Origin of the sequence: Amycolatopsis sp. MEPSY49, assembly GCF_051337345.1 — a bacterium.
Lineage (GTDB): Bacteria > Actinomycetota > Actinomycetes > Mycobacteriales > Pseudonocardiaceae > Amycolatopsis.
Map to the genome: position 1 here is coordinate 423,657 of NZ_JBDLYJ010000005.1, position 11,789 is coordinate 435,445.

The 11,789-nt window shown below is 72.4% G+C and carries 13 protein-coding genes; 3 read left to right on the forward strand and 10 right to left on the reverse strand.

Annotated elements, in window-relative coordinates:
• Positions 1-23: 23 nt before the first annotated feature.
• Positions 24-911, reverse strand: coding sequence for a LysR substrate-binding domain-containing protein (locus tag ABFJ78_RS25130; protein WP_436388805.1), 888 nt, complete (start codon positions 909-911; stop codon positions 24-26).
• A gap of 73 nt (positions 912-984) precedes the next feature.
• On the opposite strand from ABFJ78_RS25130, the gene dapA reads away from it, so the two are divergent.
• On the forward strand, positions 985-1,860 hold the full coding sequence (gene dapA / locus ABFJ78_RS25135) for a 4-hydroxy-tetrahydrodipicolinate synthase (protein WP_436388806.1): 876 nt from the start codon (positions 985-987) through the stop codon (positions 1,858-1,860).
• On the opposite strand, the gene ABFJ78_RS25140 is transcribed toward dapA, so the two are convergent.
• Positions 1,808-2,476 (reverse strand): class I SAM-dependent DNA methyltransferase, encoded by a 669-nt coding sequence (locus ABFJ78_RS25140; protein WP_436389017.1) that lies wholly within the window; start codon positions 2,474-2,476, stop codon positions 1,808-1,810. The genes dapA and ABFJ78_RS25140 overlap by 53 nt on opposite strands.
• Positions 2,477-2,632: 156 nt before the next feature.
• Here ABFJ78_RS25140 and ABFJ78_RS25145 point away from each other — a divergent pair, with 156 nt between their 5' ends.
• Both ABFJ78_RS25145 and glmS read left to right on the forward strand, forming a co-directional pair.
• Positions 2,633-2,905: a hypothetical protein gene (locus tag ABFJ78_RS25145; protein ID WP_364462832.1), complete on the forward strand. Its 273-nt coding sequence runs from the start codon at positions 2,633-2,635 to the stop codon at positions 2,903-2,905.
• Between the two features lie 13 nt (positions 2,906-2,918).
• Positions 2,919-4,742, forward strand: a complete 1,824-nt coding sequence (glmS, locus tag ABFJ78_RS25150) for a glutamine--fructose-6-phosphate transaminase (isomerizing) (protein WP_436388807.1) — start codon at positions 2,919-2,921, stop codon at positions 4,740-4,742.
• 3 nt (positions 4,743-4,745) lie between these two features.
• Here the strand turns inward: glmS and ABFJ78_RS25155 are convergent, their stop codons facing one another.
• The 8 genes from ABFJ78_RS25155 to ABFJ78_RS25190 form a co-directional block, all read right to left on the reverse strand.
• Complete coding sequence (locus tag ABFJ78_RS25155; protein ID WP_436388808.1) at positions 4,746-6,149, reverse strand: BNR repeat-containing protein; 1,404 nt, start codon at positions 6,147-6,149, stop codon at positions 4,746-4,748.
• 82 nt (positions 6,150-6,231) lie between these two features.
• Positions 6,232-7,404 carry an NAD(P)/FAD-dependent oxidoreductase gene (locus ABFJ78_RS25160; protein ID WP_436388809.1) on the reverse strand — a complete coding sequence of 391 codons (1,173 nt, stop codon included), beginning with the start codon at positions 7,402-7,404 and terminating at the stop codon, positions 6,232-6,234.
• Entirely contained in the window at positions 7,401-7,601 is a 201-nt protein-coding gene (locus ABFJ78_RS25165; protein WP_436388810.1) for a ferredoxin, read from the reverse strand. The genes ABFJ78_RS25160 and ABFJ78_RS25165 overlap by 4 nt, the downstream gene beginning before the upstream one ends.
• Positions 7,598-8,254: a TetR family transcriptional regulator gene (locus tag ABFJ78_RS25170; RefSeq protein ID WP_436388811.1), complete on the reverse strand. Its 657-nt coding sequence runs from the start codon at positions 8,252-8,254 to the stop codon at positions 7,598-7,600. Before ABFJ78_RS25170 ends, ABFJ78_RS25165 begins: the two co-directional genes overlap by 4 nt.
• Positions 8,251-9,450 (reverse strand): cytochrome P450, encoded by a 1,200-nt coding sequence (locus tag ABFJ78_RS25175; RefSeq protein ID WP_436388812.1) that lies wholly within the window; start codon positions 9,448-9,450, stop codon positions 8,251-8,253. The genes ABFJ78_RS25170 and ABFJ78_RS25175 overlap by 4 nt, the downstream gene beginning before the upstream one ends.
• A gap of 165 nt (positions 9,451-9,615) precedes the next feature.
• Positions 9,616-10,047, reverse strand: a complete 432-nt coding sequence (locus ABFJ78_RS25180) for a pyridoxamine 5'-phosphate oxidase family protein (protein ID WP_436388813.1) — start codon at positions 10,045-10,047, stop codon at positions 9,616-9,618.
• A 4-nt stretch (positions 10,048-10,051) separates the two neighbouring features.
• Positions 10,052-11,173, reverse strand: coding sequence for a cytochrome P450 (locus ABFJ78_RS25185; protein WP_436388814.1), 1,122 nt, complete (start codon positions 11,171-11,173; stop codon positions 10,052-10,054).
• Entirely contained in the window at positions 11,170-11,709 is a 540-nt protein-coding gene (locus ABFJ78_RS25190) for a TetR/AcrR family transcriptional regulator (RefSeq protein ID WP_436388815.1), read from the reverse strand. The genes ABFJ78_RS25185 and ABFJ78_RS25190 overlap by 4 nt, the downstream gene beginning before the upstream one ends.
• Positions 11,710-11,789 lie beyond the last annotated feature (80 nt).

The window sequence follows — 11,789 nt, forward strand, 5'->3', positions numbered from 1 at the left end:
CGCTGCACCCGCTTGTGGTCAGCTTAACCGAGTTCCGTGAGCAGCGCCCGGATCGCCGGGCTGGCGTCCGCGCTCCGCCGCCAAGCCGCGTGGACCTCCCGCTTCGGCTGCCGGCGCAACGGACGGGCCACCAAGTCCTCCCCCAACGGCGGCCGGGCCAGCCGAGGGATCAACGCGATCACCTCGCCCGACGCGACCAACGCCAGCTGCGTCGCGAAGTCGTCGACCAGGTGACGCACGTCCGGCTCCTCCGGCGCGTCCGCGACCAGCCGACGGAACCATTGGTGGCACACCGTTCCCGGCGGGCTGGTCACCCACGCGTGCCCCGCGAGGTCGAGCCGGCCCAGCGGTTCCGCAAGAGCCGCCAGCGGATGCGCACGGCTCAGCACCACGTCGCCGACGTCGGTGTGCACCAGCCGCTGCGTCATCGACGGCGGGAGCGGAGCCGGCAACCCGTCGGCGTCGTGGACGAGCGCGACGTCGGCCGTTCCCGCGTCGACGCTGCGCAGTGCCTCGTCCGGGTCCTGCTCGGTGATCCGGACGCGCAGGTCCGGACAGCGCTCCGACAGTCCCCGCAGCACCGGCGCCAGCAAACCGCGGATCGCCGTCGAGAACGCCACCACCCGGAGCGTGCCGCGCGGCGCCCCCTCCGACACCGACTGGGCCGCTTCCGCGCACCGCTCCAGCGCCTGGAACACCGAAGGCGCCAAGTCGGCGATCGCCTGGCCGGCCGGGGTCAGCACCACCCCACGGCCCGCCGGCGCCAGCACCGGCACGCCGACCTGCCGCTCCAGGCGCTTGAGCTGCTGCGACACCGCCGACGCCGTGAACCCCAGCTCGTCGGCCGCCCGGGCCAGGGTGCCGAGCGCCGCCACCGACCGCAACGCCCGCAGTGCTCCGACTTCGATCATCAAGCCAGGCTACGCAATATTGCCAAAAAAGCATCGCTGGACTGCATCAGTCACGCCGGGCAGTGTCGACGTCATGACCGACTTCGGCGCCAACCTCGCCGCGATGGTGACCCCCATGCAGCCCGGCGGGGCGATCAGCGAACCCGGCCTCGCGAGCCTCGTCGACCACCTGCTCGCCACCGGCTGCGACGGCCTCGTCGTGGGCGGGACGACCGGCGAATCCCCCACCCTGACCGAGCCGGAAGCCGCCGGGCTCGTCCGGAGCGTGGTGGCCCGGGTCGCCGGCCGGGCGCGGGTGATCGCCGGCGTCGGCACGTACGACACCGCCGCGAGCGTCCGCCGGGCCCGCGACGCCGAGGCGGCCGGCGCGGACGGGCTCCTGCTCGTCTGCCCCTACTACTCCCGCCCGACGCAGGCCGGCGTCGTCGCCCACTGCCTCGCGGTGGCCGACGCGACCGGGCTGCCGGTGATGCTCTACGACGTCCCCGCGCGCGCCGGCATCGCGATGACGCCGGCGACGCTGGCCGAACTCGCCGCGCACCCCCGGATCCGGGCGGTCAAGGACGCGAAGGGCGACCTGTTCGAGGCGATGACGGTCATGGCGGGCACGGGACTGGCGTACTACTGCGGCATCGACGAGCTGAACCTGCCGTACCTGGCGTGCGGCGCGGCGGGCGTGGTGAGCGTGGTCGCCAACGTGGCGGCGGACCGCACGGCGGACCTGATCGCCGCCGTCCGCCGCGGCGACCTGGAGTCGGCGCGGGCGATCAACGACGCACTGGTCCCGCTGGTGGAGACGATCATGCGGGCCGGCCCCGGGACGACCGCGGCCAAGGCGGCCCTCGCCGACCTCGGGGTCCTCCCGCACGCGACGGTCCGCCTCCCGCTGGTCGAGGTCAGCTCGACGGCAGCCGGTAGACCGACACGTGCGACGGCGATCGCGTCGTGAACTCCCCGCCGGTCCAGTCCGCGTGCCGGGACTCCAGCTCGAACCCGGCCAGCCGCCCCATCAGGTCCAGCTCCGCCGGCCAGATGTAGCGCTGCGGGCAGCGGCTCACCCGTGCCTGCCGCCCGTCGCCGAACGTGAAGTGGTGCGACACCAGGTGCTGGCGGACCGTGTCGTACGTGTCCACGCCGACGTACCCGGACTCGGCCGTGAAGACCAGCGCGTCCTGGCCCGGTGGCAGCCGCCGCAGCTCGGGGACGCCCAGCTCGATCACGAACCGGCCGCCCGGGCTCAGGTGGCGGGCCGCGTTGCGGAAGCACTCGACCTGCTCGTCCTGGGTCAGCAGGTTGCCGATCGTGTTGTACACGACGTAGACCAGCGAAAACTCGCCCGGCGCCGTCGCGGTGGCCATGTCGCCGACGACCACCGGGATCGCCGCCTTCTCGCGAAGCTTGGCGAGCATCGGCTCGGACAGCTCGATGCCCGTGACGGGCACGCCCCGCGCGGCGAGCGGGACGGCCACCCGGCCGGTGCCGATCGCGAATTCCAGCGCGCGGCCGTCGCCGGCCAGCGCGGCGAGGCGGTCGACGACCGGGTCCACGACCTCGGGCGCGAACATGCCGCGGCCCGGGGTGTCGTAGCGTTCGGCGGCCTCGACGTCCCAGATGTCTTCTTGACGCACACCTCCACCCTCGCCGCCACCCCTAAACCTGTCCAACCATTAAAGCTTGCCCGATTTCGGGCAGGAATTTGAAGTCCACGACACGCGCAGGGCATGATGGCCGACGTGGCAGAGACCGACATCGTCGAGCGCGTGGCCGCGTCCACCGGTCTGCCGCCGGGGGTCGCCGCCCGCGTCGTCGACGACGTCCTCGCCTACTACCGGACGCCCACCGAGGCCTACGTCCGCCGCCGGCACGCCGAGCTGCAGGCCGAGGGCCGGAAGAACCCCGAGATCTTCCCGCTCATCGCCGCCGAGCTCCGCGGCAGGCTGGTGGCCGCGCCCGACCTCTCCGAGCGCCAGCTGCGGCGCATCGTCTACGGCTGAAAGAAGGTTCGCCATGTGCGGGATCGTCGGCTACATCGGCGGCCAGAACGCCGCCCCCATCCTCCTCGAGGGCCTGACCCGGCTCGAGTACCGCGGGTACGACTCCGCGGGCATCGCCGTCCTCGGCGCCAAGGGCGCCCCGCAGGTCCACCGCGTCGTCGGCCGGGTCCGCAACCTCGCCGCCGCGCTGCCCAAGCGCCTGGCCGGCAAGGCCGGCATCGGCCACACGCGCTGGGCGACGCACGGCCCGGCGTCGGAGGCCAACGCGCATCCGCACACGTCGGAGGACGGCCGGATCAGCGTCGTCCACAACGGCATCATCGACAACGCCGACGCGCTGCGCGCCCAGCTCACCGACGCCGGCGTCACCCTCAGCTCCGAGACCGACACCGAGGTCCTCGCCCACCTGATCGCGCGCTCGGCCGCCGAAACGCTCGAAGACGCCGTGGTCGAGGCCGTCTCGCGGATCACCGGCACGTACGCGATCGCCGTCGCCGACAGCGAACACCCGGACCGCTTGGTGATCGCGCGCAACGGCTCCCCGCTGATCATCGGCGTCGGCGAGCGCGAGATGTTCGTCGCCAGCGACCTCGCCGCGCTGGTCCGGCACACCTCGCAGGTCACGCACCTCGACGACGGCGAGTTCGCCACGGTCTTCGCCACCGGCTACCGCACGTTCACCGTCGACGAGAGCGACACCACCAAGCCGGCCACCGAGATCGACATCGCCGCGGAAGACCTGGACCTCGGCGGCTTCCCGCACTACATGGTCAAGGAAATCCAGGAGCAGCCCGAATCCGTCGAGCGGATCATCCGCGGCCGGCTCGACGACCGGTTCGGCGTCGCCCGGCTCGACGGGCTCAACCTGACGCCGCGGGAGCTGCGCGGGTTCAGCCGCGTGAAGATCCTCGGCTGCGGCTCGGCCTACTACGTCGGCCAGATCGGCGCGACGATGATCGAGGAGCTCGCCCGGATCCCGGCCGACGCCGAAGCCGCGTCGGAGTTCCGCTACCGCAACCCGATCATCGAAGCGGACACGCTCTACATCGCGGTCAGCCAGTCCGGCGAGACGATCGACACCGCGTTCGCCGTCGAGGAGATCAAGCGCAAGGGCGGCCGGGTCGTCGGCCTGGTCAACGTCGTCGGCTCGACCATCGCCCGCGCCTGCGACGGCGGCGTCTACCTGCACGCCGGCCCGGAGATCGCGGTCGCCTCGACCAAGGCGCTGACGAACATGGCCGTCGGCTTCGCCTTGATCGCGCTGGCGCTGGGCCGGGTGCGCGATCTGTCCAATGCGGACGGTCAGCGGATCATCGCCGCGATCCGCGCGCTGCCCGGTCAGATCAAGTCCGTTCTGGACGACGAGCCCGCGATCGCCGAGCACGCGAAGGCCGCGGCCACCGCGAAGAGCCTGTTCTTCATCGGCCGCGTCCGCGGGTTCCCGGTGGCCCGCGAAGGCGCGCAGAAGTTCAAGGAGATCTCCTACCGCCACGCCGAGGCGTACCAGACGTCCGAGCTGAAGCACGGCCCGCTGGCCCTGATCGACGACTCGCTCCCGACGGTCGCGATCGTGCCCGCCGACGAGCTGGCGGGCCGCAACCTGGCCGCGCTGCAGCAGATCAAGGCCCGCGGCGGGTCCGTCCTGGCCGTGACGCACGAGGACGTCGACTTCGGCGAGCTGGACGTCCCGCGGATCATCGTGCCGCGGACCGAGCCGGAGCTCGACCCGATCCTGCTGACCATCCCGTTGCAGCTGCTCGCCTACCACGCCGCGCTGACGCTGGGCTACGACATCGACAAGCCGCGCAACCTCGCCAAGTCCGTCACCGTCGAGTAGGCGTCAGCCGAGGCGGAAGTCGGCCACCCGGATCGGCGACGGCGTCGTTCCGGTCGAGACCTGCTGGTACATAACCGAAATCACGCCGGTGGCGGCGAGGCGCGAGTCGTCGACGTCGACCTCGCCGAAGGCGTTCAGGTCCGGGGCGTACACCGTCGTCCAGTCGGTCCAGCCGCTCGCCTTCGACGCGGCCACGATCCGGCCGTACGGCATCACGAGGTAGGCGTTGTCGCCGCGGTCGAACACCAGCTTCGTGCGCTGGGTGGACCCGGGCGCGACCGGCACCTCGCGCTTGGTCCAGCCGCCGTCGGCGGCCCGGCTGAGGAAGAACGTCCGGCCGTACTGCCTGCGCTGCGCGGAGTAGTTCGTGACGCACTGGGTGAACCGGCCGGGTACGTAGCTGATCACCACGTGCGGCTGCCCGGCGGAGTCGACCGCCTGGCTCTCCTGGTTCATCAGGCCGTGGTCGACGCCGAGCGGGTCGACCACGGCGCCCGGCGCACCGACCGCCACCGGCGTGCCGCCCGTCGTCGCGACGGCCGTGCCCGCGTTGTTGCGCCAGGTGCGGCCGCGGTCGTCGCTGTAGACGTACCCGGTGTCGTGGTTGGCGAGCCCGCCCGCGTTGCAGAGCACGCCGGAATTGCCTTCGCGCCAGGTGAACGCGGCGTGCAGCCGGCCGCCGGGGCCGTAGGTGAGGCCGTGCAGGTACATGTTCCGCGTCGTGCTGGTGACGCCGTTGCCGGCCGTCCACGAACCGGTCGCCGACGTCCACTTCCCGAGCTTGCGCCAGCTACCGCCGCTGTACTCGGCCAGCTCGTTGGTGCCGTTGCCCGACGCGCCGGTCCGGTAGCTCAGCTGCAGCCGCCGCTCCGGCGTGACCACGAACTGGGGGTAGGTGATCGCGCCGAGGTCCACGCCGTTCAGCGTGCGCTGCACTGGGCCGAACGCGGCCGGCGTCCAGGCGTGCGAGGCGGGCGCGGAGAGCAGGCCCGCGACCGACTCGACGTAGAAGACCTGGTTGCCGTGGGTGTCCATCGCCACGTGCAGCCGGCCGTCGTCGGCGGAGACGCCCATCGAGATCACGTTGTGCGAGTCGTCGACGGTCAGCTTGTGCGGCAGTACGGCGGTCTGCCACGCGCCGGTGCCGGCCCGCCGGGCGAGCACGGCGCTGCGGTCGGCGGTGTACCAGGCCGCGTACTGGTAGCCGGCGTAGCTGAAGATCCCGCTCTGCTGGAACGAGTCGTTGTTCACCAGCCCGTCGTAGGAGACGAAGTACAGCGCCGTGGCGTCGAGCTGGGTGTCCCCGATCTTCGCCGCGGACACGGCCGCCGCGGAAGCGGGCGGGGCGGGTGCCAGGGAAAGGACGACGGCCGCCAGCACGCCGAGGATCCGGGAACGCGTCGCCACGGCCACCCCTTCCACGATGTTAACGTGAACAGGGTCACCCACCCCGGGGAGTTCCGTCAACCGGCGAACGGGGGTATCGCGGTCACGGCTTCCCGGCGAACACCGCCGCCCCGGCGATCTCCTGACGACGCTGCCGGGCCTGCTTGGGCATGTTCCAGCCGAGCACGCCGACCACCTCACCGCCCCGGTGGTACCGCGCCACGAACCGGCCCGCCGCCACCTCACCTTCCACAATGGACATCTCGGCGTCGGCGGACAGCGTCCCGTGCACGTGGATCCGGGCGTCGAACTGGCTGGTCCAGAAGTACGGCACCGGCGTGTACGGGCGGTCTTCGCCCAGGATGTTCGCCGCGACGGCGGCCGCCTGCTCGGTCGCGTTGGTCCGGTTTTCCAGGCGCAGCAGCACGTCGAGGCCCTCGTGGTGCCAGCGGGCCACGTCGCCGGCCGCGTAGATCCCGTCCGCCGCCCGGCAGCGGGAGTCGCACACGACGCCGTTGTCGCACAGCACGCCGCTGCCCGCCAGCCAGTCCGTCGCCGGGGCCGCGCCGAACGCCACCACGACGACGTCGGCGGGCAGCACCTCACCGGTCTCCAGACGCACGCCGGTGACCCGACCGTCCTCCGAGGACAGTCCGGTGACCGCGGATCCCAGCCGCAGTTCGACGCCGCGGCCGGCGTGCAGGTCGGCGAGCAGACCCGCGGCCAAGGGCCCGAACTGGTACGCGAGCGGCGCGGACTGTGGGCCGGCCAGCGTGACCGGCACACCGAGGCCGCACACGGTCGCCGCGATCTCCGCGCCGAGGACGCCGTCGCCGACTACCACGACCCGCTTGTCCGGCGCCAGGTCCGCGCGCAGGCCCAGCGCGTCGTCGAGAGTACGCAGCACGTGGACTCCAACGAGGCCGTCCTGGCCCGGCAGCGTGCGCGGCCGGAGCCCGGTGGCGAGCACGACGGCGTCCGCGGTCAGCGCCCGCCCCTGTGCCGTGTGGACGGTCCGTGCCTGGGCGTCCAGCCGCACCGCCGGATCGCCGAGCACGAACTCGACGTCCAATGCGGACAGTGCGTCGGGTGTCCGCAGGCTGGTCTGCTCGGGCGCCCAGGCACCGGCGAGGACCTGTTTGGACAGCGGCGGCCGGTCGTACGGGAGGTGTGCCTCGGCCCCCAGCACGGTCGCGCCACCGTCGTATCCCTTGCGGCGCAGGGCCTCCACGGTCGCGAGGCCGGCCGCCGACGCGCCGACGACCAGGACGTTCACGCGTCCTCGCGGACCGAGATCGCGACGCCCGGGCAGACGCTCGCCGCCTCCCGGACGGTCGCGTGCAGCTCTTCGCCGGGGGTCTCGTCGAGGAGGATGACGATGCCGTCGTCGTCGCGCTGGTCGAACACGTCCGGCGCGAGCATCACGCAGGTGCCGGCGCCGCAGCACTTTCCTTCGTCCACAGTGACCTTCATGCCTGTTCCTCTCCTGGGTTCCGGGGTGTCACGGGGGCGAGCCAGAGGCCGACGAGGGCGTCGGTGAGGCCGATGGCGGCCTCATGCCAGTTGGCTCGTGGGGTATCGCTGCCTTCGGCCAGCGCGCGTTCGCGCTCGGCCATCGTGTGGATCAGCAGCTGACGGGTCATGGCGTTGCGTTCGGCGCGGACGTCGGCGGGCAGTTCGGGCAGACACCGGCTCAGCCCCTCCACGGTCCGCGCCAGCGACGGCGACGAGAGCGTCTCGACGGCGATGGCCGACCGCAGCGACGGCTCGGTCATCACCTGCGCGGTGAACCGGGCGAACCAGCTCGGCGTGCCCGCCCGCGCCAGGTGCTCGGTCGACGGGTGGACCAGGCACCGGACCCAGTCTCGCAGGTCCGCGCCGGGGCCGAGCTCGGCGAGCCTGCGCGCCCGAAGCTCTTCCACCGCCGCGGAGTGCCGGCGGGCGATGGCCCGGACGAGGTCGGCGCGGGTGCCGAAGTGGTAGCCGACGGCGGTGTTGTTGCCCTGTCCGGCGGCCTCGCTGATCTGCCGGTTGGACACGGCGAGCACGCCGTGCTCGGCGTAGAGCCGTTCCGCCGCGGTCAGGATCGCCTCCCTCGTCGCGGACGCCCGGGCAGGAGCGGTCACCACCGGACGGGCAGTTCCCGCAGTCCTCCGACGGCGAGCCCTTCGACGCGGCGCAGCTCGTCGGCGGGGACGGCGAGCTCGAGCGACGGCAGCTTGCGCAGCAGGACTTCCAGCGTCACCTGCAGTTCGGTACGGGCCAGCGGCTGCCCGAGGCAGGCGTGCGCGCCGGCGCCGAACGCGAGGTGCGGGTTCGGGCTGCGGCCGAGGTCCATTTCGGACGCGTTCTCGAACGCGGTCTCGTCGCGGTTCGCGGCGGCCATGCTGCACATCGCGGTGGTGCCGCCGGGCAGGACGGTGCCGGCGACCTCGAAGTCGCCGGACAGGTAGCGGGACATGCCGATCCCCGCGTTCGCGTCGAACCGCAGGGATTCCTCGACGGCGGTGCGCACGAGCGCCGGGTCGGCCAGCAGCCGCTCCCACCGAGTCCGGTCGGCGAGCAGCATCGCGACCATCTTGGCGATCATGTTGGCGGTGGTCTCGTGGCCGGCGATGAGCAGGCCGATGCCGGTGGCGGTCAGCATCGCGTCGGACCAGCCTTCGGGCAGCAGCGCGCTGAGGATGTCGTCGCCGGGTTCGTCGCGTTTGGCCGCGATGAGCCCGCCCATGTACCGCCCGAACTCCTGCTGCGCGGCGTCGAACTCGGCCTGGGTGTAGCGGGTCATGCTGAGCATGACGTCCGACCAGTGCGCGAACCGGTCGCGGTCGGAATCGGGCACGCCGAGCATGTCGCAGATGACCCAGACGGGCAGCGGGAAGGCGAGGCCGGCCTTGAGGTCCCCGGGCGCGCCCTTGGCGACGAGGTCGTCGATGAGCTGCTCGGCCATCGCGGCCATCCCGGGCCGCAGCGCGGTCATCCGCTTGGCGGTGAACCACTTCCCGATCGTGCGGCGCCAGGTGAGGTGGGCTTCGCCGTGCCGCGGGAGGACGGTCGCCATCTCGCTGTTGAAGACCCCGCCGGATTCGGTGTCGGCGACGCGGGCGGCGTTGTCGGCGGGCGTGGGCCGGGTCCACCGCGGATCGGACAGCACCTTTTTGACGTCGGCGTAGCGGGTGACCAGGGCGGCCTCGTCCCCGCTGGCCAGCCGCACGGGCGCGACCGGGCACTTCGTCCGGAACTCGGCCCACTCCGCGGGCGGCGCGAGCGCGGTCTCGGCGACGAACGGGAAGCGCGGCAGCTCGGGGTGGCTTTGCGTCATGGCGGTCTCCTCGTTGGTGAATGACCCCTAAGACGCAGCATGGCCACGAAACCCGATTACGTCAAGCGCTTGACTTAATTGGCGCCGCCTCGAAGGTCATGAACGACCCTTTCACCTCGCCGGACGTCATGAACGACTCTTTCATGACGTCCGGCGGCCGCCGGACTACTCGCGCTCGACCTTGCGGAGGCCCGCCTCGGGCGTCCACCACTCGACGACCAGCAGCGTCGCCGCCTCGTTCAGGTGCGTGTGCACCACCTCGGCGACGTCCACGCGGAACCGCTCGCCGTCGTCGACGGCCCGGCCGGAGATCTTCGCCTCCCCCGGCCACTTCGCCTCTTCGCCGTCGACTGGGTCGACCGTCGCGCTGTGCAGCGCCACCCGCGGGTCCCGCCGCAGGTCGGCGCCCTTGCGCGCGTTCGGCATCGACCCGAACGTCAGCTCGCCGTCGTCGAACTTCATTTCGATGCCCGAGATCCGGGGCGAACCGTCGGCGCGCAGGGTCGCCATCGTCTTGTGCCTGCGCGCGTCGAACAACGTCCGCACGCGCCGGGCGAACTCCGGTTCCGCCGCTTCGAACTCACGCCACGCCGTCATCCGGTCATGATGGCAGCCACCGCGCGGGGACGGCGACGGGTTTGCGGAACACCAGCCCCGCCGGCGCGGCCGGCTCCGCCAGCGCGATCCCGGGCAACCGGTCGAGCACGGTCTCCACGGCGATCCGCGTCTCCAGCCGGGCGAGGTCGGCGCCGAGGCAGAAGTGCGGCCCGTGCGCGAACGCCAGCTGTTTGCGCAGGTCCGGCCGGGTCGGGTCGAAGACGTCCGGGTTCGCGAACACCGCCGGATCGCGGTTGGCGGCCGTGAGCGAGACCGTCACGAGGTCGCCCCGCGCGATCGACGCTCCGGCCAGCGAGACGTCGCGAGTGGCGTACCGGTCGACCACCGCGGCCGCGGGTTCCAGGCGCAGCGACTCCTCGATCGCGGCCGGGACGAGCGCGCGGTCCGCCCGCACCGCCTCGAGCCGCGCCGGTTCACGCAGCAGGTGCAGCAGGAGGTTGGCGATCATGCCCTCGGTCGTCTCGATGCCGCCGAACATCAGCACCGCCGCGTTCGACACCACCTCCGGCAGTTCCAGCGCCGACGCCGCCTCGGTGAGCAGCGAAGGCCGCCCGACCGTGCCCTCGATGTGCGCGCGCAGCTCGCCGAACGCCGCCGCGCCACGGTCTCCCGGCTCACGTCCGGCCGAAATGTCGTCCACTGTGGACACGATCGCGTCGTACCAGGCCAGCACCCGCGCGGTGTCGGTGCCGTCCAGGCCCAGCGCGTCGGCCACCACCGCGACCGACAGCGGCCCGGCCAGCGCCCGCCGCAGCTCCGCCCGGCCGGCGGCGGCGAACCCGTCGACCAGCCGGGCGCACTCGGCGCGGACGAACCCGGCGAACCGGTCTTCGATCTCCCGCGGCCGGAAGTGCCGCGCGAACGGCGTCCGGTGCCGGGTGTGCGCACCCGCGTCGAGCGAGAGCATCGACGGGCCGACGACCCGGGCGGTCGAGAAGCGCGGGTCGTCCACGGTGAACGTGGCGGCATCGCGCATGACCTGCAGCGCGAGGTCGTGCCGCGTGACGAGCCAGCCGTTCAGCTCCGGCAGCCAGGCCACCGGATCGGTCGCCCGGAGCCGGGCCAGCAGCGGGTACGGGTCGGTCGTGAGCTGCTCGATCGTCACGCCCGCAGCCCCGCGATGAGCAGCCCGACCAGCCGGCGCGCGTCGTAGTCCGGGTTGCCGTCCTCCGCGCCGACGCACAGGTTGCCCACCCCGCGCATCAGCTCCAGCGGACGCACCCTCGCGGTCAGCTCGGCGGCTTCGAGCAGCTGGGCGCACACCGGGACCAGGCGATCGAGGAAGTACGCGTGCAACGAGGCGAAGCCGTCGCCCTGCAGGACCCCCGCGAGCCCGTGCTTGGTCACCAGGAAGTCGACGAACAGGTCGATCCACTCCGCCAGCGCGGCATGGGGCGAGGAAGCCGTCTCCAGCAGCGCCGGGCCCGCGTCGGCGCAGGCTTCGACCTGGTGCCGGTAGACCGCGACGATCAGGTCGGCCCGGGTCGGGAAGTGGCGGTAGATCGTGCCCATCCCGACGCCGGCCTTCGCCGCGATGTCCCGCACCGGCGCGTCCACCCCGGACGCGACGAAGACCGCGGCCGCCGCGTCGAGCAACGCCTTCTCGTTGCGCCGGGCGTCCGCGCGCTTGGGTTTGTTCACCACACCTCCCGGGGTTGCTAACCGGAACAATGCTCCGTATGGTTAACGGAGCAACGTTCCGCTTGCCATCATCTCACGGA